This is a genomic window from Flavonifractor sp. An9 (assembly GCF_002161245.1).
GTDB lineage: Bacteria > Bacillota > Clostridia > Oscillospirales > Oscillospiraceae > Flavonifractor > Flavonifractor avicola.
The window spans coordinates 109,990-136,370 of the sequence record NZ_NFHC01000005.1; the positions used below are offsets into that span (position 1 = coordinate 109,990).

Here is a 26,381-nt window from a genome sequence, read left to right on the forward strand (position 1 = left end):
GCGGTGCTGCGAGAGACCGGCAAGACAAGAGGAGGATAATATGTTATGGGAAACACATTAAATAAGAAGAGGGGCTTCAGTATGCCCCATGTGTATATTGTCATTCTGATCCTGATGCTCATCATTACGGCGTTAACTTACATCATCCCCGCCGGTTCCTACGTCCGGGACGCCAGCGGTACGGTGGACCCCAACAGCTTCAGTTTTGTGGAGCAGACCCCGGTGGGCTTTTTACAGTTCTTCACTGCCCTCCACCAGGGTTTTGTGGAGAGCGCCAGCATCATTGGCGCCGTACTGCTCATCAGCGGCTGCATCCAGATCATCAATAAGACCGGCGCCTTTTCCGCTGGTATTCAGTCCCTGATCCGCATCAGCGGCCGGGGCGGACTGGTCATGGTGATCATCTTCTTTACCCTGTTTACCGCCCTGGGCGTCATCGGTTATCTGGATGCCCTCTATCCCTTCTATCCGATCATTATCTCCTTGTTTATTACCTTGGGCTATGACAAGATGGTGGGTACTGCCATCATCCTGCTCTCCACTGCCGTAGGCTTTACCTGCGGTATGGTCAACCCCTACACCACCGGCGTAGCCCAGACCCTGGTGGGACTGCCCATGTACTCCGGCATTGCGTTCCGGGCAGTGGGCCTGGCAGTCTTTTTCGTCATTGCTCTGTTCTTCCTGGTCCGCTATTGCATCAAGATCAAGAAGGATCCCAAAAACAGCATCATGGGCGAGAACTACCTCCAGGAGCAGACTGCCCCCATGGAGTTTGAGGCGGGCCTGAAGTTCACCAAGGGCCGGATTGTCATTATCCTGGCCTTCCTGGCCACCATTGTGTTCTCCGTGGTGGGTTCTCTCCTGTGGATGTGGGGCCTGCCTGAGATTACCGCCTGCTATTTCCCGGTCACCATCCTGGGCATCATCCTGTCCCGCATAGATCTGACCGAGGCCTGCACCGAGTTCGGCAAGGGCATGGCCGGCGTCATTGCTCCCACCATGGTCATCGGCTTCAGCCGTGCCGTGTCTGTCCTGCTCACGGAGGGCAACATCACCGACACGATTATCCACGGTGTCTCCGGCCTGCTGGAGGGCAAGAGCCCCGTCATTACCCTGCTCATCATCTACGCCTTTGTCACCCTCTTTAACTTCTTTGTCTCCTCCGGCAGCGGCAAGGCTGTGGTCATGATGCCTATTCTCCAGCCCCTGGGTCAGGTGCTGGGTATCAACCAGCAGGTGATGGTACTGGCTTACCAGTACGGTGATGGATTCACCAACACCTTCTGGCCTACCGCCTCTCTGCTTCAGCTCTCCCTGTGCGGCATGGATTACGGCCACTGGTTCAAGTTTGCCTGGAAGATCTATGCCTGTCTGATTACCGCCGGCTTTATCCTGGTGGTGGTTGCAAATCAGATCGGCTACGGGCCCTTCTGAGTTTTCCTGAGACGTTCGGAAAAGGGGCGGCGCACCGGCCGGTGCGCCGCCCCTCGGCATTCCGACGGGAAACGCCTCGAAACAGCTGGAAAATCCAGTGATTTTCTAATTGACTTCGATTTTAGGGTATGATATAATCCGGAATTGCGCAGGTGTGCCTGCCAAAGGGGAAAAACGGTGAAAAAACCGCGAATCTCCGTGATTTCAAGGAACGGGAGGCTTACCGATGCTCACCCAACTCAAGCAGGGCACCAAAGTGGTGGGAGTCAAGCAGACCCGCCGTGCCATCGACGATGGGCGGGCCACCCGTGTTTTTCTCGCCCAGGACGCCGATCCGGCGCTCACCGGCCCGGTGGAGGCGCTGTGCGCCGAAAAGGGCGTGCCGGTGGAAAAGGTGGCGCAGATGAAGGAGCTGGGCTCCGCCTGCGGCATCGCCGTGGGCAGCGCCGTAGCCGCGCTGCTGCACTGATTTGGTTTTAACGGTATAATTTCTGATTATTCCGTTAAAATATATTTCTCAGAAACAAAGAAAGGAGGAAAACCATGCCTACGTTTAACCAGCTCGTTCGCAAGGGACGCGAGGCCGTGACCTACAAGTCCAATTCTCCTGCTATGCAGAAGGGCCTGAACACCCTGAAGAACCGCGAGACCGACCTGCCTTCTCCCCAGAAGAGAGGTGTGTGCACCGCTGTTCGTACCTCCACCCCGAAGAAGCCTAACTCCGCTCTCCGTAAGATCGCCCGTGTGCGTCTGACCAACGGCTACGAAGTGACCGCTTATATTCCCGGTGTTGGCCACAACCTGCAGGAGCACTCCGTGGTCATGATCCGCGGCGGCCGTGTTAAGGACCTGCCCGGCGTTCGTTACCACATCATCCGCGGCACTCTGGATGCTCAGGGCGTTGCCAACCGTATGCAGGGCCGTTCCAAGTACGGCGCCAAGCGGCCCAAGGCCGGCAAGAAGTAATTATAACGATTACTTCCAACCACGCTGCAAGCTTGCAGCAACATGAAATGAACTAACGCGCAATCGCGCAAGGCAGTTGTCCTTGCAGAGGCGCTTCCTATACAATAGGGGCGTTTTCCTGTGAGGCACTGGACAAGCAGGCACTTGTCTTACACGGGGGCGTTTGAAACGCCTTCGAGTACCTATGAAATCATACTATGAAGGAGGGAAGCAAAGTGCCCAGAAGAGGAAACGTACCCAAGCGGGAGGTTCTGCCCGATCCTATCTACAACTCCGTCCTGGTGACCAAGCTGGTCAACAGCATCATGCTGGACGGTAAAAAGGGCGTGGCCCAGAAGGTGGTCTACGGAGCTTTCGATATCATCAAGGAGAAGACCGATAAGGATCCCCTGGACGTGTTCACCACCGCTCTGGAGAACATCATGCCGTCCCTGGAGGTCAAGGCCCGCCGCGTGGGCGGCGCCACCTACCAGGTGCCCATCGAGGTTCGGCCCGAGCGCCGTCAGACCCTGGGTCTGCGGTGGCTCACCAACTACTCCCGCAGCCGCAGCGAGAAGACCATGAAGGAGCGTCTGGCCGGCGAGATCATGGATGCCTCCAACAACCTTGGCTCCGCAGTCAAGAAGCGTGAGGACACCCACAAGATGGCCGAGTCCAACAAGGCGTTCGCTCACTATCGCTGGTAAGGAGTTAGAGTATGCCTAGGAAAGTTACCTTAGAGAATACCAGAAATATCGGCATCATGGCTCACATCGATGCCGGTAAGACCACTACCACTGAGCGCATCCTCTACTACACCGGTGTTAACTACAAGATCGGTGAGACCCATGATGGTACCGCCACCATGGACTGGATGGCTCAGGAGCAGGAGCGCGGCATCACCATCACTTCCGCTGCTACCACCTGTTACTGGAAGGGGTCTAAGAACCAGTTCCCCCAGACCCGTATCAACATCATCGACACCCCGGGCCACGTGGACTTCACCGTAGAGGTGGAGCGCTCCCTGCGCGTGCTGGACGGTTCCGTGACCGTCATGTGCGCCAAGGGCGGCGTTGAGCCTCAGTCCGAGACCGTGTGGCGTCAGGCCGACCACTACAAAGTCCCCCGCATGATCTACGTCAACAAGATGGACATCATGGGCGCTGACTTCTACAACGTGCTCCGCATGATCCACGACCGCCTGAAGTGTAACGCCGTGCCCATCCAGCTCCCCATTGGCTCCGAGGATACCTTCAAGGGCATCATCGACCTGGTGGAGATGGACGCCGACATCTACTACGATGAGCTGGGCAAGGATATGCGCGTGGAGGAGATCCCCGCCGACATGATGGAGCTGGCTCAGGAGTACCGCACCAAGCTGGTGGACGCCTGCGCCGACATCGATGACGAGATCATGGAGCTGGCTCTGGAGGAGAAGCCCATCCCCGAGGATATGCTGCGCCGCGCTCTGCGTAAGGGTACCATCGAGAACCTGCTGGTTCCCGTGACCTGCGGTACCTCTTACCGCAACAAGGGCGTGCAGAAGCTGCTGGATGCCATCGTGGACTTCATGCCCTCTCCTCTGGACATCCCCGCCATCAAGGGCACCAACCCCGAGACCGACGAAGAGGACGAGCGTCCCGCCGACGACAACGCCCCCTTCTCCGCTCTGGCGTTCAAGATCATGACCGACCCCTATGTGGGCCGTCTGTCCTTCTTCCGTGTGTACTCCGGTAAGCTGTCTACTGGCTCTTCTGTGCTCAACAGCACCAAGAACCAGAAGGAGCGTATGGGCCGCATCCTGCAGATGCACGCCAACCACCGTGAGGACATCGAGGAGGTTTTCTCCGGCGATATCGCCGCCGCCGTGGGCCTGAAGAACACCACCACCGGCGACACCCTGTGCGATGAGAAGGCTCCCATCATCCTGGAGTCCATGGAGTTCCCCGATCCCGTGATCCGCGTGGCCATCGAGCCCAAGACCAAGGCTGGTCAGGAGAAGATGGGCCTGGCGCTGGTGAAGCTGGCTGAAGAGGACCCCACCTTCCGTACCTGGACTGACGAGGAGACTGGTCAGACCATCATCGCCGGCATGGGCGAGCTCCACCTGGAGATCATCGTGGACCGTCTGCTCCGCGAGTTCAAGGTGGAGGCCAACGTTGGCGCTCCCCAGGTCGCCTACAAGGAGACCATCAAGAAGTCTGTCGAGCAGGACACCAAGTATGCCCGTCAGTCCGGCGGTAAGGGCCAGTACGGTCACGTCCGCATCACCATCGAGCCCAACGAGCCCGGCAAGGGCTATGAGTTCCTCAACGAGATCACCGGCGGCGTCATCCCCAAGGAGTATATCCCCGCGGTCGACGCCGGTATCCAGGGCGCCATGCAGGCGGGTATCCTGGCCGGTTATCCCGTGGTGGACGTGAAGGTCCACCTGACCTTCGGTTCTTACCACGAGGTCGACTCCTCTGAAATGGCGTTTAAGATCGCCGGCTCCATGGCCTTCAAGGAGGCCATGCGCAAGGCCAACCCGGTCCTGCTGGAGCCCGTGATGAAGGTCTCCGTCATCGTGCCCGACGAGTATCTGGGCAACGTCATCGGCGACCTGACCAGCCGCCGCGGCATGATCCAGGGCCAGGAGAGCCGTCCCGGCGCCACTCAGGTGGACGCTCTGGTGCCTCTGGCCAGTATGTTCGGCTACGCCACTGACCTGCGTTCCTCCACTCAGGGCCGCGGCCAGTACTCCATGGAGCCCCACAGCTATGTGGAGATTCCCAAGAGCATTGCCGACAAGATCATTGCCGAGCGGGGCCGCAAGGACGACTAATTTTCGTTCCGAGCCAATTCCCGCAACAAAGGTATTGCTTTTTATTCTGCAATGCTATACAATATTTTCGCATTTATGTGGAAATGACCCTATCCCAACTTGAGTAACTAAGGAGGACACTTAAAATGGCTAAGGCTAAATTTGAGCGTACCAAGCCCCATGTCAACATTGGCACCATCGGCCACGTTGACCACGGCAAGACCACTCTGACCGCTGCTATCACCAAGTATCTGGCTCTGAAGGGTCAGGCCCAGTACGAGGACTACTCCAGCATCGATAAGGCTCCCGAGGAGCGCGAGCGCGGCATCACCATCAACACTGCCCACGTGGAGTACGAGACCGACAAGCGTCACTATGCCCACGTTGACTGCCCGGGCCACGCCGACTATATCAAGAACATGATCACCGGCGCTGCTCAGATGGACGGTGCTATCCTGGTTATCGCCGCCACCGACGGCCCCATGGCTCAGACCCGTGAGCACATCCTGCTGGCCCGTCAGGTGGGCGTGCCCGCCATCGTGGTCTTCCTGAACAAGTGCGATCAGGTTGACGACGAGGAGCTGCTGGAGCTGGTGGAGATGGAGGTCCGCGAGGTCCTGTCCAAGTACGAGTTCCCCGGCGACGATCTGCCCATCATCAAGGGTTCCGCTCTGAACGCTCTGACCTGCGAGTCCGGCAACCCCGACGATCCCGACTTCGCCTGCATCAAGGAGCTGATGGACGCTGTCGACGATTATATCCCCACTCCCGCCCGTAACGACGACCTGCCCTTCCTGATGCCCGTCGAGGACGTGTTCACCATCACTGGCCGTGGTACCGTTGCTACCGGCCGTGTGGAGCGTGGCGTCATCAAGATGAACGAGGAAGTCGAGATCGTTGGCCTGACCGACGAGAAGAAGAAGACCGTCGTCACCGGCATCGAGATGTTCCGCAAGCTGCTGGACTACGCTGAGGCTGGCGACAACATCGGCACCCTGCTGCGCGGCGTTGCCAAGACCGACATCGAGCGTGGCCAGGTTCTGTGTAAGCCCGGCTCCATTCACCCCCACACCAAGTTCGTGGGCCAGGTGTACGTCCTGAGCAAGGACGAGGGCGGCCGTCACACCCCCTTCTTCAACAACTATCGTCCTCAGTTCTACTTCCGTACCACCGACGTGACCGGCGTCATCACTCTGCCCGAGGGCACCGAGATGTGTATGCCTGGCGATAACGTCGACATGAAGGTCGAGCTGATCACCCCCATCGCCATCGAGAAGGGCCTGCGTTTCGCTATCCGTGAGGGTGGCCGCACCGTGGGTTCCGGCGTTGTTATCGACATCGAGGAGTAATTCTCCTTTTGCAAGAAGACCTGCCGCAAGGCGGGTCTTCTGCATTTAAGAGACTGTCCGCCCGAAGGAAAAGCGCTGTTATCGACATCGAGGAGTAATTCTCCTTTTGCAAGAAGACCTGCCGCAAGGCAGGTCTTCTGCATTTTAGGAGGGTGTCCGCCCGAAGGAAAGCGTTATTGTCAACATTGAGGAGTCATTTGCTCCATTCAGAAGAGAGCCAGCGAAACGCTGACTCTTTTCTTTTGGCAATCTTTTGAGGGGCTTGTCTGTGTGGAAAAGCTATGATAGAATAGCCGCAGAAAGGAAGTATGTCATGCTAACCAATATCACAAATATTTCTCCCGAAGAAGCCGAAGAGACGATTCAGACTGTAACCGGCTTTTTCAATGACCTGAATCTGCAGAAGATCATTACCATCATTCTGCTCTTTGTGGGCTGCATGGTGGTCATGAAAGTCATCCTCCGTCTGACCGACCGGGCCTTCCTCCGTCTGGAGATGGAGAAGAGCCTCCATACCTTTATTCATGCCGCTCTGCGGGTCATTCTGTGGCTCATTACCGTGTGCATCGTGCTGGACTACATCGGCGTGCCTATGACCAGCCTGGTGGCGGTGTTGGGCGTGATCGGTTTGGCCGTATCCCTAGCCATTCAGGGGACCTTGTCCAATTTAGCGGGAGGCATTCAGGTGCTGGTGTCCAAGCCCTTCAAAGCGGGGGATTATGTGGAGGCCGGCGGCGTCAGCGGTACGGTAAAGGAAGTGGGCCTGGCCTATACCAAGCTGAGTACCATCGACAACAAGGTGATTTCGGTACCCAACGGCCAGATCTCCGCTGAAAAGATCATCAACTATACCACGGCGGAGCAGCGGAGGGTGGACTTGAAGTTTACCACCTCCTATGACGATGCGCCAGAAAAGGTGATTGCCGCCATCAAGAGAGTCATCGGCGCCCATCCTAAGGCTCTGTTTACACCGGAACCCTTTGTCCGGGTGTCGGCTTATCTGGACAGCAGCATCGAGTACAGTGTCCGGGTATGGTGCGCTACCGCAGATTATTGGGATCTGTACTACGATCTGCTGGAACAGGTCAAAGCTGCCTTTGACGCCCAGGGCATTGAAATTCCCTACAACCATTTGAATGTGCATCTGATTCGGGAGCAACAACAGGGTGAGTGACAGCGGAAGAGAGTAAGCAGCGGGTGGCTTGCTTCATCTCTATGTGCCTACAAAAAATGGCCGCGAAAGCGGCCATTTTTTGTAGGGTGCCGATGGTTTTAAGCTGCTGCCTCATCTAGCCTGGCATCTCCAGCCCATGGATAAACCCGCCCAACTGAGGAGAAAGTACATCTCCGCCGATGACGGTATTCTTGTAAATCAGCAGTCCGGCCTGGATGCCGGTTTCCCCCGTAGGGTAATTGCTGATTTCATAGGTATACCGTTTAACTCGCTTGCCGCAATATTCGGTCAGATCGAAGCCCTGGGAGGATTGGAGCTCCAGGTATTGGGTGTAGCTGTCATCGAAGGACTCCGGAATGAGTAGTTCCTCTACAGCAGAGGGCTCTTGGGAGACCTGCCACCCATAGCTCTCCAGATATGCGATCCGATCCTCATTGGATTTGACGCCGGTGGGACTGACCACGCCGGAGACCGCCGTATCCCGGCCGCCCAAACCTGCCGCAGTCAGCAGGACCCCGCAGACTACCACAGCAGCGGCGGCCACAGCCAGTATAGGCCCTTTACGGACCCTGGCGGTAATAATAAACACAGCGCAACGCCCCTTTCCCAAAGTACTGATACTCAAAGAGTATGTGCCTATGGTGCCGGTTATGACGGAAAAGGGGAAAGCTGATGAGGAGGTACGTCATTGGAACGTCTGGATAAAATTTTGGCCAATACGGGCCGGTGGTCCCGGAAGGAAGTCCGGGAACTGGTGCGGGCTGGTCGAGTAACGGTAAATGGTGTCCCGGTTCATTCTCCGGAGGAAAAATGGGATCCCGCCGCCGAATTTGCTGTGGACGGTGTTTCCGTTTCCGGGGAGCGCATGGTCTATCTCATGCTCCATAAGCCGGCTGGATTGGTGTCCGCCACCGAGGACCCCAAACAGCCCACGGTACTGGAACTGCTGCCCGACCACCTAAAACGGGTGGGGCTGTTTCCGGCAGGACGGCTGGACAAGGATACCGAGGGCCTGCTGCTGCTTACCAATGACGGTGTGCTTGCCCACCGGCTGCTGGCGCCCCGACGTCATGTGGATAAGACCTATTTTGTCCAGGTGGAAGGGCAGTTGGATGAGACGGATGTAGAGGCTTTTTCCACCGGGATGACTTTGGGAGACGGGCTGGTGTGTATGCCTGCCGGCCTGGAGGTGCTGGGGCAGCCTGATACTGCCATCGTCACTCTGCGGGAAGGAAAATATCACCAGATCAAGCGGATGCTGGCCAGCCGGGGCAAGCCGGTGCGCTACCTCAAACGCCTCACCATGGGCCCGCTGAAACTGGACCCTGCATTGAAGCGGGGAGAATTGAGACCTCTGACCGAGGAAGAGATGGCGGCATTGCGTCTGACAGCGGGAGTATGAGCGGAGGTTCTCCCCAGAGTTGGAAATTTTTTGCGTCTTTTAGTCAATATCACCAAAAAACTTTGAAAAAGCTATTGAAAAGAGCAAAAAGAACCGGTATAATAGTGACTGTTGAATGAACAGTTGCGTCAAGAACTGTCTGAAGAGGAAATAGGGCACTCAGCCCGTGTGTGTTGCGTGTAATAGACAGAGTATCCCAAAGTGGGGATTAATATAAGGAGGCATACAACCATGTCCAGCAGAATTTTCCAAAGCGTTGTCTTACAGATGAAAGACAGCACCGAACGGGCCATTGGCGTGATCGATTCTGAGGGAACGGTTGTGGCCTGCAACGAACTCAGCTGTATTGGGGAACACTGGCCTGGTGCAGTTGAGGCGGTAAACCGGGGCGAGGGAGACACCGTCCGCTTTGAGGGCCGTACCTTTAAGGCACTGGCCGGCTGGGGGTCCCAGTTTGACTATGCGGTCTTTGTCAAGGGTGAGGATGCCGAGGCTACTATGGTTTGTTCCATGGCTACGGTGGCCCTCAACGGCGCCAAGACCTATTATGAGGAGAAGCACGACAAGGCTACCTTTGTCAAGAATATTATTTCCGACAATATCCTTTTGGGTGATATCTATGTTCGGGCCAAGGAGCTGCACTTTGTCTCCGAGGCGCCTCGGGCGGTCTTCCTGATCCGTCAGGTGGAGACCACCGATCCGGCCCTCATTGACGTGGTTCACGCCCTGTTCCCCGACAAGCAGGTGGATTTCGTGCTCTCCATCAGCGAGACCGACGTGGCCCTCATCAAGCAGCTCAATGATGGGGCTGAGACCCGGGATCTGCACAAGATCGCCAAGCAGATCGAGGACAAGATCAACGAGGAACTCCATATCCGGGTGGTCATCGGTATTGGCACCATCGTGGGCCATATTCGGGAACTGGCCCGGGCCTACAAGGAGGCCGGTATTGCCATTGATGTGGGCCGGGTGTTCGACACCGAGAAGAGCATCATCAACTATGAGAACCTGGGCATTGGCCGGTTGATTTACCAGCTGCCCACCACTCTGTGTGAGATGTTCCTTCAGGAGGTCTTTAAGAAGAATCCCATCGACGCACTGGATCAGGAGACCCTGTTCACCATCAACAAGTTCTTTGAGAACAACCTGAACGTGTCTGAGACTGCCCGGAAGCTCTTCGTCCACCGGAATACCCTGGTATACCGGCTGGAGAAGATCAAGAAGCTCACCGGCCTGGACCTGCGGGAGTTTGACGATGCCATCACCTTCAAGGTGGCTCTGATGGTTAAGAAGTATCTGATTTCCCGCGGTATCGACAACTAAAAGAAACCATATCAGCCGCAGAGGACGCCGTGGCCGGCGTCTTCTGCGGCACGTGAGTTTGTCCCCAATCCTGTAAATGAGGTACACAGCGTGATACGTCTGATCGATATTCAAAAGTCCTATGACAACGGGACCAAGGCCCTGAAAGGGGTCAATCTGCGCATTGACGACGGAGAATTCGTCTTTTTGGTGGGTCCTTCCGGCTCCGGTAAATCCACCATTCTGAAGCTGATTACCGCTGAGATCGCCCCCACCGGCGGGCGGCTCATGGTCAACGGCTATAACCTGAACAACATTACGCCTCGGCAGGTGCCCTATATGCGGCGCACGCTGGGGGTTATTTTCCAGGACTTCCGCCTGATCGACAAGAAAACCGTGAAGGAAAATCTGGTCTTTGCCATGCAGGCGGTGGGTGCCTCTTCCCGGGAAATCCGCAAGCGGGTGGCCTATGTGCTGGATCTGGTGGGTCTGCTGGAGAAGGGAGATCAGCGCCCCGACCAGCTCTCCGGCGGTGAGCAGCAGCGTGTGGCCATCGCCCGGGCTCTGGTGAACAATCCCCAGATGATCATTGCCGACGAGCCCACCGGCAACCTGGACCCCATGCGCTCTCTGGAGATCATGATGCTGCTGGAGCGCATCAACGAGCTGGGCACCACCGTGCTGGTGGTCACCCACGAACGGGAACTGGTCAACCGCTTCTCCAAGCGAGTGGTGGCCATCGAAAACGGCAGGATCATCAGCGACGAGACAGGCGGGTATTACAACAATGAGACAACGATATAATTTTGGCTATCTGTTTTCCGAGGGCTTTCATAGTATTTTTACCCACGGATTTATGTCCTTTGCGGCAGTGTGCATGATTGTGTGCTGTCTGCTTATCATGGGTTCCTTCTCTTTGGTGGCGGTAAACGCCCAGCACAACTTCTCCGATCTGGAGCAGGAGAACCAGTTTACTGCGTACATCGATGAGACCCTTTCTCAGGAGGAGGCACGTGCCCTTCAGGATGATATTGAGGCTGTGTCCAATGTGGCGCGGGCTGAGTTTGTCACCAAGGAAGAGGCTCAGGAGGAATTTGAGGCTGACTACGAAGGCAACCCCCTCTTTGAGGGCCTGCCCTCCAGCGTATACCGGGACCGGTTCCACATCTATCTGGAGGACATCAGCAAGTTGTCCGAGACCGAGACGGCGGTAAAGCAGGTGACGGGTGTGGCCTCCACCAAGTCTGCCCCTGAGATCGCCGAGGGCTTTACGGTCATCCGCAATATTGCAGGCGGTGTGGCCCTGATCCTGGTGGCTATTCTGCTGCTGGTGAGCCTGTTTATCATCTCCAATACCATCAAGCTGGCCACCTTTAACCGGCGGGAGGAGATCGCCATCATGAAGATGTGCGGTGCCACCAATGCCTTTGTGCGCTGGCCCTTTGTCTTTGAAGGCATGATCCTGGGCGTCACCGGCGCGGTGGTTGGCTTCTTCCTCCAGTGGGGCGTATATACCCTGGTCAGTCGTGCCATCGGCGGTACGGACACCATCGACCTCATCAAGGTGCTGCCGTTCCAGCCCATGGCCCTGTGGGTGTTTGGGGCCTTCCTGATTACCGGCCTGCTTATCGGTGTGGTGGGCTCCATGTTGGCCATCCGCAAGTTCCTGCAGGTGTGATCCGCCTGCGTCATCCGGAATAAGGAGACCTTATGAGACGGAAACATTCCAGACTCGGGCTTTTGTGCGGGGTGCTGGTTCTGGCATTGTGTACATCGGCTGCCACCCAGGTGGGGGCGGTGACTCAGAGCGAGATCGACGCGCTGAAAAAGGAACAGCAGGAGAGTCAGGCCAAGCAAGCGGCGCTGAAAGACCAGCTGTCCGATATCAAAGAGGACCAGGCCGCCGCACAGCAGAAGCGGCAGATTCTGACCCAGCAGTTGGACGCCATCAACGCTGAGATTGCCAACATCGATGCCCAGATCTCCTACTATGACGGAGAGATCGCCCAGAAAGAAGTGGAGCGGAAAGAAGCGGAGGCTCGGGAGGCGGAGCAGTACGACCTGTTCTGCCAGCGGGTACGGATGATGGAGGAACAGGGAACGGTGTCCTACTGGTCCATCCTCTTCAACGCCGACAGCTTTTCTGATCTGCTGGATCGCATCGCTGACGTGGACGCGGTGATGGCCTATGACAACCAGATTATGGACCAGCTTGTCGCCACCCGGCAGGAGCTGGAGCGGGTCCAGGGAGAACTGGAGAGTGCCCGAGCCGAGGAGCAGGAGGCCCGTGACCAGCAGGAAGCGAAAAAGGCGGAGCAGCAGGCCAAGGTGGCAGAAGCCCAGAAGCTGCTGGATCAGATCAACGCGGATGCCGCCGAGGTCAACCGGCAGCTGGAGGCAGAGGATGCCGCCGCTGCCAGCATTCAGGCTGAGATCACCCGAAAGCAGAAACAGCTGGAGGAGGAGCGGAAACAGCAGAATGTGACCCTGCCTCCTACTGGTTCGGGATACCAGTGGCCCCTGCCCAGTAGCTGTCTGACCCTCACCTCTGCCTTTGGCTACCGCATTCATCCCATCAGCGGCCAGGCCCACAGCCATACCGGCATTGATGTGTCGGCGGCAGGAGGCACCCCCATCTATGCCACCAAGGGCGGGCAGGTCATCATGTCGGAGTATGGCTCCGGCGCCAACTGGTCCTACGGTAACTTTGTGGTCATCGACCATGGAGACGGAACCACCAGCCTGTATGCTCATATGAGTTCCCGGGCGGTGAGCGAAGGACAGTTGGTAAACCAGGGGCAGACCATTGGATATGTGGGCAATACGGGCAATTCCAAAGGCAATCACCTGCATCTGGAGGTGCGGGTTGGCGGTCGGCGAGTGGACCCGGAGGGCTGCTTCCCCGGCTTGTCCAATTCCTTTATTCGGGCCTATAATTGGTAAGCGACAGACCTACGGCACAGACAGATAAGGAGAAAAATTGTGGCAAAAAGCGGAAAGAAAACCAATCAGAAAAACTCCACAAAGAAGGTAGAACCCCGGCGCGTGGTAGTTGGCGTCCTGGCAGCGGTATTGGCGCTGCTGATGCTGCTGCCCATGGTCAGCATGATTATCAGCAGCGCAGGAGCTGTGACCCAGAGTGAGATCGATGCTCTGAAAAAGGAGCAGGAGGAGAGTCAGGCCAAACAGGATGCCCTGAAAGATCAGCTGGCTGATCTTGAGGCCGATCAGGCTGCTGCCCAGGAAAAGCGGCAGCTGCTGACCGAGCAGCTCAATGCCATCAATGCTGAGATTGCCAACATTGACGCCCAGATCTCCTACTATGACGGAGAGATCGCCCAGAAGGAAGAGGAGCGTAAGGAGGCGGAGGCTCGGGAGGCGGAACAGTACGACCTGTTCTGCCAGCGGGTGCGGATGATGGAGGAGCAGGGGACAGTGTCCTACTGGTCTATCCTCTTCAACGCCGAGAGTTTTTCCGACCTGCTGGACCGCATTGCCGATGTGGATGCGGTCATGGCATACGACAATGAGGTCATGGACCAGCTGATTGCTACCCGAGAGGAGTTGGAGCGGGTCCAGGGCGAGCTGGAGAGTGCACGGGCAGAGGAGCAGGCAGCCAAGGAACAGCAGGAGGCCAAGAAGGCCGAACAGCAGGCCAAGGTGGCTGAGGCTCAGGCCCTTGTGGATCAGATCAACGCGGATACAGCCGAGGTTAACCGCCAACTGGATGCGGAGAGCGCCGCAGCTTCTGAGATCCAGGCAGAGATCGCCCGGAAACAGAAGCAGCTGGAGGAGGAGCGGAAGCAGAACAATATCGTGATTTCCTCGGAGACTGGTTATCTGTGGCCGCTGCCCGGATATTACCGCCTGTCCTCTCAGTTTGGTTATCGTATTCATCCCATTACCGGCGTAGCCCACAGTCACACCGGAATTGATATCCCCGCGTCGGGTGGAACGCCTATTCTGGCTGCCAAGAGCGGGCAGGTGGTCACCTCTGCCTATCACTACTCCTACGGCAACTATGTGGTCATCGACCACGGCAACGGTAACTCTACCCTGTATGCCCATATGAGTTCCCGTGCGGTGAGCGAGGGCCAGATGGTAACCCAGGGGCAGGTGATCGGCTATGTGGGTACCACCGGCAGTTCTACCGGCAACCATCTCCACTTTGAGGTGCGGGACAACTATACGCGGGTGGATCCGGAGAGCAAATTCCCGTCGCTGAATTTGACTCCCCCGTGGTAAAATTGAATGGTACATGAGGGCGGAGGGGGCAACCCCTCCGCCCTTCTTTGCTTATTACGTTCAGAAAGGAAATGATACAGTATGCGAACCAAACGCTTCTCCGCCCTCCATCTGATCATCCTGCTGCCGGTCACCATGCTCCTGACGGCAGGGGTGCTGCTGGCTGTTTTCTATGGGATCTTTGGCAAGGAGGGTCTGTCCCTGTTGGAGGGCCTCTACTTGGTCAACAGCCGGTTTGTGGGAGAGTACGATGAGACGCAGGTGGTGGATTCTGCCCTGAGCGGTATGGTGGACGGTCTGGGAGACCGGTGGAGCTACTACCTCACAGAGGAGGAGTATGAGGCACAGAACCAGCGCCGCACCAACCAGTATGTGGGCATCGGTGTTACAGTGAACTATGAGTCGGAAGATGGCCTGACCATTGTAGAGGTAACAGAAGGCGGTCCTGCGGAGGCTGCCGGCCTCCAGAGCGGTGAAGTGATTACCGCGGTGGACGGCTTCTCACTGGCCGGCGAGGCCCGCTATGAGGGTGCTGAGCGTATCCAGGGCGAGGAGGGGACAACTGTTACCCTGGAGGTTCTGGGAACCGACGGGGAGACCCGTACGGTGGAGGTGACTCGGGCCAGCCTGGACAGCGATCCGGTCACAGCCAAGATGCTGGAGGGCAATGTGGGCTATGTTGCCCTGGCCAATTTCTATGACCACAGCGCTGACCGATTGAAGGAAGAGGTGACCCGTCTCCAGGAAGAGGGCGTCGAGGCGCTGGTATTTGATATGCGCAACAACGGCGGTGGTTACCTCAGTGAGCTGACCGAAATGCTGGACTTCCTGCTGCCCGAGGGACCCATCTTCATCAGCAGGGACCGGGCAGGCAATGAGGAGGTTACCCAGTCGGATGCCGCCTGTGTGGATCTGCCCATGGCAGTGCTGGTCAATGCCAATACCTACTCTGCCGCTGAGTTCTTTGCTGCCGAGCTCCAGGAGCAGGGAGTGGCGGTCATTGTGGGCGAGCCCACCAGCGGGAAGGGGTATTCTCAGCAGACCTTCGCCCTGCCCCACGGCGGCGCTATGGCCATCTCTACCGGGGCCTATTTTACCGGCAGCGGTACGTCGCTGATCGGGACCGGTTTGACTCTGGATCGGGAGGTCTATCTCACCGATGAGGGAGATGCCCAGCTGGAGGCGGCTCTGGACCTGCTGGAGCAAAACTAACAGGAAACGGGCCTTCCGCAACATGATGTTGCGGAAGGCCCGTTTTAAAATGGCGCTTAGGTGTGATCTTTGTCCCGCAGGTCCCGGAAGAGCAGAGAAATACACCAGATAGCCGCCAGACCAACCAGGGTAAAGATCACGCGGCTGAAGGTGCTGGACTGTCCTCCGAAGAGAAAGCCTACCAGGTCAAACTGAAAAATGCCGATGCTGCCCCAGTTGAGTCCGCCGATAATGGCAAGGACCAGGGCGATCTTGTCCAGGAACATAGGATATGCTGCCTCCTCCAAATTGAGATACCGCTGTTAGCATATCCTGTTTTGTGTGCAATATTCAAAAAATTTAAATGCCGCCATTTAGCTGCCTAAGAGCTTGCCCAGCCAGCTGCGTTTCAGCTTTACCGCCTTGTGGGGGCACAACTCATGACAGCAGTAGCAGCGGATACAGGAGCGGGGGTGGATCTTGGCTGTGCCGTCGGGGCCGGTCATGGTGATGGCTTTGCCGGGACAGGCGTTTTTGCAGATGGCGCACCCCACGCACACCTTGGACTGTACCCTGGGGGTCTGGGACAGCAGGCTCTTACACAGCCGCCCGGCGGCGCCGGTGAGGGGCCCCAGAAACTCCATCAGATTGCTCCGCACGTTGGCAGGAAATTTATAGTCCGGGATGCGCAAGTCATCCAGACGGGCGCCGATCAGCTCCACATCCTCCCAACGGGTGGGAGACAGCCCCCGGGCCTCCGCTGCCAGCAAAACGGGGTTGCTGTTTCGGGGCAGCCCCATGATCTCCCCGGCGATCACATCCAGCGCCAGAGGATTATCAGAGAGCAGCAGCAGGCCTACCTGTCTGGGCGTACCGGAGGAGCCGGGACCTTCCCCCTCCATGGCCAGAACGGCGTCCATGACGCTGAGGCGGGGCTTCATAAAGCCAATGAGATCCAACAGCACCTGGGCAAACTGGGCCTGATCCGGGTGAGAGCCATGGAACCCCACCTTGGTCAGGCCGGGGATGAGACCGAAGCTGTTTTTGACCGCGCCGGTCATGCCCATAAAGACATGGGTCTTCATTTTGCACAGATCAAAGATGCCGTCACAGTCCAGAGCGGGGGAGATGATTTCGGCCTGCCGGAGCACCTTTCCCTCCGGCAGCTCTACTAAACGGGCGGAGGGGTCCATGCAGACCTCGCCCCCGGACCCCTGAGCGGCCTGGGCCGCGCCGGTCTTTTCGTACAGATTGCGGAGTACCGATTCCTTTTGAAGCGCGCCGCCGGGACTGTCTGCGATGACGGCAGTGCCCCCGGCCGCCCGGATCAGCTTGGCGATAGCGCCGATCACCGCCGGGTGGGTGCAAACCGCCGCCTCCGGCGGGACGGGGCGGAGCAGATTGGCCTTCAGTAGGATGCGCTCACCCGGCTGGACAAACCGGGAAATTCCGCCCATCCGCTCCACCGTTTTCCGCAGCGCAGTCTCCGCTTTGGCGTAATCGGTGCAGGAAACGACGTAAACCTGGTTTCCCATCACGCCAGAGACTTGGGCCCGAAGCCGTGGGGGAGCAGCTCATGGAGGGGCAGGCGAACGAAGTCCCGGTCGGAGCGGCCCACCAGCACCGTCAGGTCGGGAGCAAATTCGTAGAGCATCTGACGGCAGGCACCGCAGGGCCAGCAGTAGTCGGCAGAGTTGCCCACCACAGCCAGCCGGACAAAGTCATCCCGGTGTCCCTCGCTCACCGCCTTGACCAGAGCGGTGCGCTCGGCGCAGATGGTGGAGCCGTAGGCGGCGTTTTCCACATTACAGCCGGTGAATACCGTCCCGTCGGCGCACAGCAGGGCGGCGCCCACAGGAAAATGAGAGTAGGGGACATAGGAGCGTTCCAGCATGGTAAAGGCCAGATCCACCAGTTCCCGGTCGGTCATAGCAATCCCTCCTGACAAATAAAAAGGTGGTAAAATGAGATTGGGTTCTCATTTTACCACCTTTTTTCAGGTGTGACAACTCCCATTCATACCTTTCCGGGGAAGGGGACCCGGTGAACCAGCAGAATGGAAACTCCGCCGGTGACCGCTCCGGTGACCAGAGAGCACAGAAGCAGGGGAGGCAGATAAACCAGAGGAGCGGGAGTGCCCAACACGACCATAGCAGCCAGGATCTGTCCGGTATTGTGAGCGGCAGCGCCGGCAATGGACACCCCGAACAGGGACAGGCCTGGCAGCCGCAGCAGCAGGGCCATGACACCAAGGGCCAGCAGGCCGCCGGTGAGAGAGAAGGCCAGTGCCATCAGGTTGCCTCCCAGCAGGGAACCCAGCAGACAGCGGGCAATGAGAATCAGCAGAGCCTCCCGGCCGGACAGACGGCACAGGGCGTACACGGTGACCAGATTGGCCAGGCCAAGCCGCAGGCCGGGAAGGGGGAAAAGAATGGTCAGTGGGACCAGGCCCTCCGCCACGGAGAGAGCCAGGGCCAGGGCCGTGAGGACTGCCGAGCGGGTAAGCCGTCGGAGGGAAACAGACACAGGCGAACCTCCTTCCAGGAAAAAAGAAACGCAGGTGGGGAACTTTTCAGCCTGTTACCGCGTCAAAGGGTTCAGGCTCCGTACCGGACAGAGAGATGACCAGCCGGTTGGGCAGACAGATGATCTGCTGCCCCGGGCGGCTGATCCAGCCGGTACGCACACAGTCCTGACTGGGACAGTCGCTGTGTTCAATACAGATACGGCCCTGTTCCGCCCGGATGGTGAGGGGGTAGGCTGCCCCTTCCACATCCAGCGTAACCGGCTGGGACAGCTGATCCAGGCGATACTGGGCCACTGTCTCGCCATCCAGGGTGATGACGGCGGTGACGGCGCTGCCCTCTGCAGGGCGCAGCAGGAATACCAGAAGTACCGCGAAAGCCACTACAGCCAGTACGACCAGACCGTCCCACAGGGTGGGACGGCGGTGATCAGCGGCGGGCGATCTCATAGGTATACCCCCGATCCTCACCGGCGGGGCGGTAGCCCGCCTCCAGACCTTCGGTGACGATTACCTTGTTGTCCTGCGTACACAGCACCAGCTCAAAATCATCCCTGCTGCGCCAGAAGTCCAGCGCCTCCTCCGGACCGGCTACAAACAGGGTGGTGGAGAGAGCGTCGGCCAGCATATGGTCGGAGGAAATCACCGTCACAGACAAAAGACCGCTGTCGGCGGGATAGCCGGTTTTGGGGTCGATGATGTGATGATAGGTCTGACCGTTTTCCTTAAAATAGCGCTCATACCCGCCGGAAGTGGAGGCGGTTTGATCTTCCAGAGAGAGGACGCACAGAGCCTCCGAGGTGTTTTGCGGGTCTTTGACCGCCACCTGCCAGGCGGAACCATCCAGCTTACTGCCAATGGCGGTGACGTTGCCGCCCAGATCCAGCAGAGCGGAAGTAACGCCATACTTTCGCAGCACGGCGTCCGCCCGGCCGGCGGCAAAGCCCTTAGCCACCGCGCCCAGGTCCACTTCCATGCCTGCCTGCTCAAGTCGGGCAGAGGAGGAGGCCTCATCCACAATGAGGGCTTCGCTGTTCACCAGAGACATAGCGTCGGCCAAAGCCTCAGCTGAAGGAACGTGGCGCTCCTCCTTGGTAAAGCCCCAGGCGTCCATCACAGGCGCGATGGTGATATCAAAGCAGCCGGGCAGCAGCTGAGAAACTGATTTGGCAAAGGACAGCAGATCTGCCACCTCGGCATCCAAAGAGATCAGGGTGCCGTCTCCGGCATGGCTGTTGAGAAGAGAGATCTGGCTGTCCGGATTGGTGCGGGAAAGCAGCTTGTCCAGACGTTCGACCTCCTGCCGGGCGGCCTGGATGGCATCTTCGCCGCCTTCGTTATATACACGGATGGACATGACGGTGTCCATGGAAAAGAACTGGACCTGTGCAGGTTCCGCATCGGCAGAGGGGGCGGTGCAGCCAGCCAGGAAAAGCAGGCAGCAAAGGAAAGGAAGAAAACGCTTCATGATTGACTCCATTCTGCATGGTGCCGCTCCGCCAAAGACCGATGGCGCCGCGGTTTCGGAATTTTTTGCAGACTTTATTCTAGCATAGTTTTTCACGATTGAAAAGAGAAAAGGGATTCTTGACTTGCAATATGCGGCAGATTCTGATAAACTATATGGGATTGATGATTCAGGGTTGTTCGCCATATCTGCCGAACACTTTGCCACAGGAGATGGATACATGAATAAGAAAGAACAACAGAAAGCCCAGCGCGCACGGGAAGAAGACATCGTTCTGACTAAGGTCCTCTGGTGGATTCTGGGCGCTGTGGTGCTGGAGGCTCTGCTCCTTCTGCTGAACAAGGTATATGTAAACTTTACCACTGAACAGGTCTATATTGCGGTAGCCCTTCAGGGAATGTTCAATGTATTGTCCATTGTACTGCCGATCTGCTTCGTGGTTTTGCTGATTTGGACCCTGGTATTCTGGCGTGCAGGCCGTTCTCTTTGTCTGCCGGGGGTCCTGACCGGGATTTCTCTGGTGCTGGCCGTGTGTGCGGTGGTCATTCATTACTTCTATGACAAGGGCATCAATTTCCTGTACATCGCGGTGCCTGCGGTGGCCGTGCTGGCGCTGATTTACTATCTCTATCAGCGGGAATTTTTCTTTGCTGCGGTACTCGGTGCTTTGGGTCTGCTGGGCGTTAAGGTTGCTGCTCAGGCTGCCAGCAGTCCTCTGGTGGGATATGGCTATCTGGCTGTACTGGCCGTGATCGTTGTGGTTGCCGCCGTGTGCTTCCGGATGCTCCAGGCTCACAAGGGTGTGTGGAACATCAAAGGTAAGAGCAAGGAAATCCTGCCCAAGAACGCGAACTACGCCATGCTCTATGTGACCTGCGCCCTGGTCGCCGTGGTGGTAATCGCGGCGTGCGTGCTGGGGGCCCTGGCACTGCTGTACGGCGTATTGGTAGCCTGGCTGCTGATCTTGGCGGTCTACTACACCGTGCGTCTCATGTAATTGCGTGAAAGAATAAAAAAGCCCGGTTCGGCAAACGCCGAACCGGGCTTTTTTATTACAGAAGAGCCAGACCGTTGATGACCAGCTTGAACTGGAGACTCAGGTGCTCGGCCGCCCGGCGGCACAGGAGCATCCGCTCTAAAAAGATCTCGAAGTAGTCCATAACGGCACAGAACTCTGTATTGATGGTCAGAGTCAGGGTAATGGTACCGGCATCCTTGTCCAGCGAAAGATCGGAACGCTCGGCGGCGTAGTTGACCCGATCATGGATGTCAAAGCTTTGGTGCTCCTTGTTGCGGACCCGGCTGCGGCGCACGTCGGTCTTGTCGGCAAGGATCAGGGCGGCGGCCACAGGATTGACCGGGAAGGCGGTAGAGTCGTCGTGATGGCCGATGGCGGTGATGACAGCGGCTACATCTGCCGGTTCCATTCCCATCTTATCCAAAATACGAAAGGCCATAACCGCGCCGGTTTGGGCGTGATCGTGGCGGTTGACCACGTTGCCGATGTCGTGCATAAAACCAGCAATGCGGGCCAGTTCCTGCTGATGAGCATCATAACCAAGCTGTACCAGAATGTCAGCAGCGACCTCAGCGCAGCGTGTCACATGGGCAAAGCTGTGTTCTGTAAAACCCAGTGCCGACAGCGAATGGTCGGCCTGTGTGATATAGGTGCGGATTTCTTCCGATTGGCGTACCATCTGATAACTGATTTTCATACCGGGATTTCCTCCTCTGCCAGATAGCCTGCTCTCTCATCATAACCAAGGAAGGCCTGTTTTGCAAGTTGGAGAAAAATTTTTCTGGACTGTGCAAAAAAGCGTTGACAAATAGCAAATGGTATGCTACTATATTCTGGCTGACGTACTTAACAACAGTCAGCGCCCATGCGGGTGTAGTTCAATGGTAGAATCCCAGCCTTCCAAGCTGGTCGCGTGGGTTCGATTCCCATCACCCGCTCCATACGCGCCTGTAGCTCAGGTGGATAGAGCAACTGCCTTCTAAGCAGTGGGTCAGGGGTTCGAGTCCCTTCAGGCGTGCCATTTTCCCGCTTGGTTTTTCCATATGGTGGGTGTAGTTCAGTTGGTAGAGCATCGGATTGTGGTTCCGAGTGTCGCGGGTTCGAGTCCCGTCACCCACCCCATAAACGCATGGCGGAAGGGCCGGAGCGTCCGCTCCGGCCCCTTTGCTATTGACCAGCCATGTTGGGGTGTAGCCAAGTGGTAAGGCACGGGACTTTGACTCCCGCATTCGCTGGTTCGAGCCCAGCCATCCCAGCCATATGACTCGTTAGCTCAGTCGGCAGAGCAACTGCCTTTTAAGCAGTGGGTCCGGGGTTCGAATCCCCGACGGGTCACCAAAAAGAAAACCCTGTAGCTTCAAAGGCTACAGGGTTTTTTCTTACTCTTGCAATAGAAAGCGCGATTCCGGTTTGGCGTTTTCAGTTCCTGCTTCCGTAATGAAAAACCGGGTTCAAGTGCAGAAATTGCACACGGCGTTACACACGGGTTTACCTAGATCTCAGCGATCATTTTCATAATTGTCACCCCTTAATATAACGGTAAAGTTTTTCCAGGTCGGTGCGGTCAATGGTCATGTCACCAATCAGCGGAATACTAATAGTCTGCTTTTTGCCGTTAGCAAACTGCGGAGCAACGGCCTGGTACAGCTTGTCGATATCCACGTTGCCCTCGGCGTCGATCACGTCCAGAACGGCGACCGCAGGATGCTCCCGGTACTTCTCCATCAGACCGACCACGTTGTTGGCGGCCAGCGCCGTGTAGACGCCCAGGCCCAGCTTTTTAATGCCGGTCAGATGGGGAAGAACGTCAGTATCAATGTATTTAACAAGGCCGGTTTTGACCTGCTGCATAGTAACCATAAATACCTCCTGATTTTAGAAAATTAGAAAAGGGGAAGGGCGTCAACCCTTCCCCTTTTTGCGTGTCCGGGCCTTCTTTGTGGGCGTTGGTTCCTCTGCTGTTAGGGCAAATGCCGAAACAGGAACAGCCCTTCAGGCGGCGGGCGTGGTGGTAGTGGCGGCGGCGGGAGTAATGGTTACATTACCCCAGCCGGGGCACACGCTGGTGTTGGGCACCACAGTCTTGGTGATTGCGGACAGCTGGCCCTGCATACAGGTCACAGTGCCGTTGATGGTGGCATTAAAGACCGCCTGCTGGGCAATCTGAGCCTGAAGCGCGTTGATCTGGGCGGTGTAGTCCTTCACCACGTCGGTCAGCTTCTGGTCAACATAGACCTGAGACTCCAGCAGGCCAATGCGGGCGTCCTTGGAGGCAATCTCCTGGGTCAGGTTCAGCTCGTAGCGGTTGACGGCGGTGTTTTCGGAGCAGCAGCCGCCAGCAATGCCGCTATGCAGGTTCAGCAGGCCAGCGCCCCCGTTCAGCAGGCCCAGAGCAGTACCGGCAATTCCGAGACCCAGGCCAGCACCAGCAACACCCTTGCTTGGTGATGTTTTCTCGGTGATGTTCAGCCGGTCTGCAATCTCGTTGTGGGAGAGGTCATCAAAGATTTTGAGCAGCAGCACCTGGCGTTCACGGGGCTTTAGGACTGTGCCATTGATGGCGTCCATTAAACGCTGCTGACTGGTGACGGACTCAACGCGGCGGCGCTCCTCAATGTGGCGGCTGCTCATAGGGGTTTTCCGCAGGTGGGGCAGTTCTTCCCGCCTTTTGTGCCGCCGATCACCGTCTTTCTGGTGGTCTTGTTGGTTTTCTTGGTGGTTGTCTGGGTTGCCTTTGCCATTATTCAGCACCCCCATTCACGGCATTATCGTTGTATTGCTCTCCGTCCACGTTGTTGATAGTGGCGCTGTCACCATCAACCGTCTGGGTGGTAGTTGTTTCGGTGGTGGTCGTGGTCTCCTCAATGACTACGCCCTCCTCTAGGATGCGGTGAATTGCTGCAATCTCACCGCCCTGGCGATGGATCACGGTGCCCTGATAAATGCAAACACAGAGGCACACGGCAGCCAGCACGGCGGCCAACACAGAGACCAGCCGGAGACGCCGCGCCGCTGCTGTAGCCGCCTGGACATCTTCCCGGGCACTGTCCCACATCTTTAGAACCAGCTTCAAAAGCCCCTGGCTCATCTGTAGACCTTCACGCTCGGCTTCGTCAATGATCTTCTTTGCGTCGTCCATTTAACTCATCCTCTCTAAAATCTTTTGGAGCGCTGCGTTAATAACCTGCCGGTCTTCCATGCGATTCTCCAGGTTTTCCAGCCTGTTGAAAAGGGTCTTGATTTTCTCGGAGTGGCTGGCGTGAATGCCGGCCGCAGTCTGCTGCCACTCTGCGATTTTGTCCAGCTTCCGGCTCATTTCCGTAGTGGTGTTTATAAGCTGGTCCATTTTCCCGTCCTGCTGCGGGTCCGGTTTTGTGTCGCGGCCAATGCCGTAAAAGAGGGACACGGCGGAGACTCCGACGGCAATAACCGATACAATGATGGAGTAATCCATTTAATACCCCCGATCTGCTATGTTGACTTTTAGGTTTAAAGTATTATAAAATAATAATTTTAGCTTTTCAATAGAAAAGCACAAAATAGATAAAGAAAACCGCCCCAGAAGGGGCGGTATGTCAAACAAGGGACTCATTGCTTAAATCTCCTCCAGGAAGAGCAAAATCGCCTACGCTCGTCTCAACTCTATCAAGATAAAGAAGATTGTGTTCTTTTGCGTACTCTTTGCTAATTTTATATAACCTTTTCACGTAAACAAAACCACCAGCGAATTGGTAAGCAGCCCCTTCTTCCGCGTTTTCTTTGTTGAGCGCAGGGAGGTGAGAGCAATCACCGTCTACGATAAAGTGGATTCCTTCGATGAAAAGCGTTGTTCCGTGTCCGGGAAGAAAAGCGGTTCTGCGTCCCTTCCATTTAGGGTGGGTTCTTTGAAAGTCAGAGAAAATGCCCTCTATCAGATGGCGACGATGCCGATGATCCGGGAGCAAATCAGCCCGGCGTCCTCAAAGGCCTTGCGGGCCAGAGCGGCGGACGTGGTGCGAATGGCCCAGTCAATAGAAGGACGGCCCACGGTCTCCTCGTATACTACCAGGTATTCGCGCTCCTCAACGGGAACGGCAGGCTTGCGGGTGTTGCGGCGGCGGAACAGTTTCATGGTGATTCCTCCTTGATTTTTGTTATGGGGTGCGGCGTTTCAGGCACACCGCCCAGGGCCTTGATTAGAACGCGTAAGCACACTCGATGATTGCCCAAGCCTCTACATACTCGTCGCTAGGTTCTTCGCCCTGGTAGTAGTAGGAGTAAGGAACGTGGGATACTTCGCCGTTTGCGGCCTGGTCGGCGTCGTGGATCTTGTGAAGCAACTCCATCTTAGTGCCGCTAATAACGTCGCCGCTGATTTCTTCACGGATGTTGTACACGAATTCTGGGCTGATGGACTCAAAGATATCGCACGCTTCGCGATAGCTGCTGTACATTTTCATGTGTTGACCTCCTGCCCGGTGGGGCTGTCATTTTGTGTTTCGCTTGGTGTACCTATATCATATCGCACTTATTAAGTGCCGTCAATCAGCAATGATGCACAAGGTTAAGCAAGCTGTTTTGTGCATTGTGCGCACTTGTTAAGTGTTTTGATGCATGATACACTTGAAACAAGAAAAGGGGGTTTATCATGCCTTATAATGAGAAGAAAAGAGAGAGTAACAGGCGGTGGGATAGGGCTAATCTTGATCGGCTATCTGTTGCCTTTCCGGTTGGCTCCAAGGAAGCCATTCAGGACGCCGCAGAGCGGGCCGGGAAGAGCATGAACAAGTTTATAGTGGATGTCGTTCTGGAGGCTGTGAAGCCGCTGGAAGAGACCGAAACAGAGAATGAAGAAATGTAGGATTTCGTAACTTTTTGAGCCACTTAACGAACTGTAAAGTGACATAACAGCACACGGTAAGATTCCCAAAACAAAAAATTTTCAAAGTCGCAATCTGTTGTGAGACAATGGATTGCGGCTTTACTTTAGCGTAATGACTTGTCACATAACGCGATTCACCCTCGCACCCTTATAGTAGAACGGAAGACTTACAGGTTACGGCCCGAAGGGAGGTGTCACAGATGTACAAGACGGATAAACAGAGGGAGAAAGAGGGCTTGCTTACCTACTACACGGCTCCCCAGCTGGATCAGGCTTGTGCAGACTACTTTGCAGCTTGTGACGCCGATGGGACAAGGCCCACAAAGCCCGGCTTGCTCCTGTATCTCGGGGTAACTGAGAAGGAGTGGAAAGTGTGGGAGGCGGGGGAGCCGGGATACAAGAGACACCCTCAGATCTGCCAAAAAGCCCTGCTGGAGATCCGCAATCGCCTGGAGCAGAGGACCGACGCGGCGGCGATCTTCCTCCTGAAGCAGAAACCCTATGGAGGCTATACCGACAGGCCGGAAGCGGAAGGCGCTGGGCTCCTCAAGGTCTCTGTATCGTTCGGGACACCTCCCAAGGGCCGCAAAGACAAGCGTACTTAATAAAATAGTCATTTTGTTGAGTTGGCATAAATCCTTAAAGCCTTGTGCCGCAATGGATAC

The 26,381-nt window shown here is 56.6% G+C and carries 32 protein-coding genes and 5 tRNA genes; 22 read left to right on the forward strand and 15 right to left on the reverse strand.

The features are described 5' to 3' along the window. Positions 1-45: 45 nt before the first annotated feature. From B5G40_RS05445 to B5G40_RS05475, 7 genes are all read left to right on the forward strand, one after another. The gene (locus B5G40_RS05445) at positions 46-1,434 is read left to right on the forward strand and encodes a YfcC family protein (RefSeq protein ID WP_087388280.1); all 1,389 of its coding nucleotides are present in this window, start codon (positions 46-48) and stop codon (positions 1,432-1,434) included. 226 nt (positions 1,435-1,660) lie between these two features. Next, positions 1,661-1,903 (forward strand): ribosomal L7Ae/L30e/S12e/Gadd45 family protein, encoded by a 243-nt coding sequence (locus B5G40_RS05450; protein ID WP_087399000.1) that lies wholly within the window; start codon positions 1,661-1,663, stop codon positions 1,901-1,903. A gap of 74 nt (positions 1,904-1,977) precedes the next feature. Further along, on the forward strand, positions 1,978-2,400 hold the full coding sequence (gene rpsL / locus B5G40_RS05455) for a 30S ribosomal protein S12 (RefSeq protein ID WP_087187743.1): 423 nt from the start codon (positions 1,978-1,980) through the stop codon (positions 2,398-2,400). Between the two features lie 215 nt (positions 2,401-2,615). After that, positions 2,616-3,086 (forward strand): 30S ribosomal protein S7, encoded by a 471-nt coding sequence (gene rpsG, locus B5G40_RS05460; protein ID WP_191435189.1) that lies wholly within the window; start codon positions 2,616-2,618, stop codon positions 3,084-3,086. A gap of 11 nt (positions 3,087-3,097) precedes the next feature. Beyond that, positions 3,098-5,203: an elongation factor G gene (gene fusA, locus B5G40_RS05465; RefSeq protein ID WP_087187745.1), complete on the forward strand. Its 2,106-nt coding sequence runs from the start codon at positions 3,098-3,100 to the stop codon at positions 5,201-5,203. Between the two features lie 125 nt (positions 5,204-5,328). Then, a complete protein-coding gene (gene tuf, locus B5G40_RS05470; RefSeq protein WP_087187746.1) occupies positions 5,329-6,531 on the forward strand; it encodes an elongation factor Tu in 1,203 nt (400 codons plus the stop codon). A 313-nt stretch (positions 6,532-6,844) separates the two neighbouring features. Further along, entirely contained in the window at positions 6,845-7,705 is an 861-nt protein-coding gene (locus tag B5G40_RS05475) for a mechanosensitive ion channel family protein (RefSeq protein ID WP_087399001.1), read from the forward strand. Between the two features lie 115 nt (positions 7,706-7,820). Here the strand turns inward: B5G40_RS05475 and B5G40_RS05480 are convergent, their stop codons facing one another. Next, positions 7,821-8,294 (reverse strand): DUF4830 domain-containing protein, encoded by a 474-nt coding sequence (locus B5G40_RS05480; protein ID WP_087187748.1) that lies wholly within the window; start codon positions 8,292-8,294, stop codon positions 7,821-7,823. Positions 8,295-8,393: 99 nt separating this feature from the next. On the opposite strand from B5G40_RS05480, the gene B5G40_RS05485 reads away from it, so the two are divergent. The 7 genes from B5G40_RS05485 to B5G40_RS05515 all read left to right on the forward strand — a co-directional run bounded on the left by B5G40_RS05485 (position 8,394) and on the right by B5G40_RS05515 (position 15,866). Further along, complete coding sequence (locus B5G40_RS05485; RefSeq protein ID WP_087399002.1) at positions 8,394-9,107, forward strand: pseudouridine synthase; 714 nt, start codon at positions 8,394-8,396, stop codon at positions 9,105-9,107. A 231-nt stretch (positions 9,108-9,338) separates the two neighbouring features. After that, positions 9,339-10,430, forward strand: coding sequence for a PucR family transcriptional regulator (locus B5G40_RS05490; RefSeq protein WP_087187750.1), 1,092 nt, complete (start codon positions 9,339-9,341; stop codon positions 10,428-10,430). A 90-nt stretch (positions 10,431-10,520) separates the two neighbouring features. After that, positions 10,521-11,213: a cell division ATP-binding protein FtsE gene (gene ftsE / locus B5G40_RS05495; protein WP_087187751.1), complete on the forward strand. Its 693-nt coding sequence runs from the start codon at positions 10,521-10,523 to the stop codon at positions 11,211-11,213. Further along, on the forward strand, positions 11,197-12,087 hold the full coding sequence (gene ftsX, locus B5G40_RS05500) for a permease-like cell division protein FtsX (RefSeq protein WP_087399003.1): 891 nt from the start codon (positions 11,197-11,199) through the stop codon (positions 12,085-12,087). The genes ftsE and ftsX overlap by 17 nt, the downstream gene beginning before the upstream one ends. Before the next feature lie 32 nt (positions 12,088-12,119). Next, entirely contained in the window at positions 12,120-13,352 is a 1,233-nt protein-coding gene (locus B5G40_RS05505) for a murein hydrolase activator EnvC family protein (protein ID WP_087399004.1), read from the forward strand. Between the two features lie 39 nt (positions 13,353-13,391). Next, positions 13,392-14,654, forward strand: a complete 1,263-nt coding sequence (locus B5G40_RS05510; RefSeq protein WP_242959251.1) for a murein hydrolase activator EnvC family protein — start codon at positions 13,392-13,394, stop codon at positions 14,652-14,654. Between the two features lie 81 nt (positions 14,655-14,735). Further along, positions 14,736-15,866, forward strand: coding sequence for a S41 family peptidase (locus tag B5G40_RS05515; RefSeq protein ID WP_087399005.1), 1,131 nt, complete (start codon positions 14,736-14,738; stop codon positions 15,864-15,866). Positions 15,867-15,922: 56 nt separating this feature from the next. Here B5G40_RS05515 and B5G40_RS05520 read toward each other — a convergent pair whose 3' ends face one another. The 6 genes from B5G40_RS05520 to B5G40_RS05545 all read right to left on the reverse strand — a co-directional run bounded on the left by B5G40_RS05520 (position 15,923) and on the right by B5G40_RS05545 (position 19,837). Then, complete coding sequence (locus B5G40_RS05520) at positions 15,923-16,132, reverse strand: DUF378 domain-containing protein (RefSeq protein ID WP_087187755.1); 210 nt, start codon at positions 16,130-16,132, stop codon at positions 15,923-15,925. Positions 16,133-16,219: 87 nt separating this feature from the next. Next, entirely contained in the window at positions 16,220-17,380 is a 1,161-nt protein-coding gene (locus tag B5G40_RS05525; RefSeq protein ID WP_242959253.1) for a DUF362 domain-containing protein, read from the reverse strand. Next, a complete protein-coding gene (cdd, locus tag B5G40_RS05530; RefSeq protein WP_087266760.1) occupies positions 17,380-17,775 on the reverse strand; it encodes a cytidine deaminase in 396 nt (131 codons plus the stop codon). Before cdd ends, B5G40_RS05525 begins: the two co-directional genes overlap by 1 nt. 86 nt (positions 17,776-17,861) lie before the next feature. Then, positions 17,862-18,371, reverse strand: coding sequence for a Gx transporter family protein (locus B5G40_RS05535; RefSeq protein WP_087266757.1), 510 nt, complete (start codon positions 18,369-18,371; stop codon positions 17,862-17,864). A 46-nt stretch (positions 18,372-18,417) separates the two neighbouring features. Next, complete coding sequence (locus B5G40_RS05540) at positions 18,418-18,819, reverse strand: NusG domain II-containing protein (RefSeq protein WP_087399007.1); 402 nt, start codon at positions 18,817-18,819, stop codon at positions 18,418-18,420. Beyond that, positions 18,800-19,837 (reverse strand): FAD:protein FMN transferase, encoded by a 1,038-nt coding sequence (locus B5G40_RS05545; protein WP_087399008.1) that lies wholly within the window; start codon positions 19,835-19,837, stop codon positions 18,800-18,802. Before B5G40_RS05545 ends, B5G40_RS05540 begins: the two co-directional genes overlap by 20 nt. Positions 19,838-20,057: 220 nt before the next feature. Between B5G40_RS05545 and B5G40_RS05550 the strand changes: the two genes are divergently transcribed. Continuing rightward, positions 20,058-20,834: a hypothetical protein gene (locus B5G40_RS05550; RefSeq protein ID WP_087187761.1), complete on the forward strand. Its 777-nt coding sequence runs from the start codon at positions 20,058-20,060 to the stop codon at positions 20,832-20,834. Between the two features lie 55 nt (positions 20,835-20,889). Here B5G40_RS05550 and B5G40_RS05555 read toward each other — a convergent pair whose 3' ends face one another. Beyond that, a complete protein-coding gene (locus B5G40_RS05555; protein WP_087388258.1) occupies positions 20,890-21,552 on the reverse strand; it encodes an HD domain-containing protein in 663 nt (220 codons plus the stop codon). Between the two features lie 170 nt (positions 21,553-21,722). On the opposite strand from B5G40_RS05555, the gene B5G40_RS05560 reads away from it, so the two are divergent. From B5G40_RS05560 to B5G40_RS05580, 5 genes are all read left to right on the forward strand, one after another. Then, a tRNA-Gly gene (locus B5G40_RS05560) sits at positions 21,723-21,796 on the forward strand. 3 nt (positions 21,797-21,799) lie between these two features. Continuing rightward, a tRNA-Arg gene (locus B5G40_RS05565) sits at positions 21,800-21,876 on the forward strand. A gap of 25 nt (positions 21,877-21,901) precedes the next feature. Beyond that, positions 21,902-21,977: transfer RNA gene (locus B5G40_RS05570), tRNA-His, on the forward strand. 62 nt (positions 21,978-22,039) lie between these two features. Continuing rightward, positions 22,040-22,114 (forward strand) — tRNA-Gln (locus B5G40_RS05575). Positions 22,115-22,117: 3 nt separating this feature from the next. Then, positions 22,118-22,193 (forward strand) — tRNA-Lys (locus tag B5G40_RS05580). Positions 22,194-22,376: 183 nt separating this feature from the next. Here B5G40_RS05580 and B5G40_RS05585 read toward each other — a convergent pair. From B5G40_RS05585 to B5G40_RS05610, 7 genes are all read right to left on the reverse strand, one after another. Then, positions 22,377-22,715: a hypothetical protein gene (locus tag B5G40_RS05585; protein ID WP_143383375.1), complete on the reverse strand. Its 339-nt coding sequence runs from the start codon at positions 22,713-22,715 to the stop codon at positions 22,377-22,379. A gap of 132 nt (positions 22,716-22,847) precedes the next feature. After that, positions 22,848-23,486 carry an RNA polymerase sigma factor gene (locus B5G40_RS05590; RefSeq protein ID WP_158099487.1) on the reverse strand — a complete coding sequence of 213 codons (639 nt, stop codon included), beginning with the start codon at positions 23,484-23,486 and terminating at the stop codon, positions 22,848-22,850. A gap of 109 nt (positions 23,487-23,595) precedes the next feature. Continuing rightward, positions 23,596-23,994 carry a hypothetical protein gene (locus B5G40_RS05595; protein WP_087399011.1) on the reverse strand — a complete coding sequence of 133 codons (399 nt, stop codon included), beginning with the start codon at positions 23,992-23,994 and terminating at the stop codon, positions 23,596-23,598. Continuing rightward, positions 23,995-24,309 carry a hypothetical protein gene (locus B5G40_RS05600; protein WP_087399012.1) on the reverse strand — a complete coding sequence of 105 codons (315 nt, stop codon included), beginning with the start codon at positions 24,307-24,309 and terminating at the stop codon, positions 23,995-23,997. Between the two features lie 121 nt (positions 24,310-24,430). Further along, on the reverse strand, positions 24,431-24,799 hold the full coding sequence (locus tag B5G40_RS16835) for a hypothetical protein (RefSeq protein ID WP_158099488.1): 369 nt from the start codon (positions 24,797-24,799) through the stop codon (positions 24,431-24,433). After that, entirely contained in the window at positions 24,766-24,966 is a 201-nt protein-coding gene (locus B5G40_RS05605) for a hypothetical protein (RefSeq protein WP_087399013.1), read from the reverse strand. The genes B5G40_RS16835 and B5G40_RS05605 overlap by 34 nt, the downstream gene beginning before the upstream one ends. Positions 24,967-25,030: 64 nt before the next feature. Beyond that, on the reverse strand, positions 25,031-25,294 hold the full coding sequence (locus B5G40_RS05610) for a hypothetical protein (RefSeq protein WP_087399014.1): 264 nt from the start codon (positions 25,292-25,294) through the stop codon (positions 25,031-25,033). A gap of 188 nt (positions 25,295-25,482) precedes the next feature. Between B5G40_RS05610 and B5G40_RS05615 the strand changes: the two genes are divergently transcribed. Next, complete coding sequence (locus tag B5G40_RS05615; RefSeq protein ID WP_087399015.1) at positions 25,483-25,695, forward strand: DUF1778 domain-containing protein; 213 nt, start codon at positions 25,483-25,485, stop codon at positions 25,693-25,695. A 221-nt stretch (positions 25,696-25,916) separates the two neighbouring features. After that, on the forward strand, positions 25,917-26,321 hold the full coding sequence (locus B5G40_RS05620) for a hypothetical protein (RefSeq protein WP_087330314.1): 405 nt from the start codon (positions 25,917-25,919) through the stop codon (positions 26,319-26,321). Positions 26,322-26,381 lie beyond the last annotated feature (60 nt).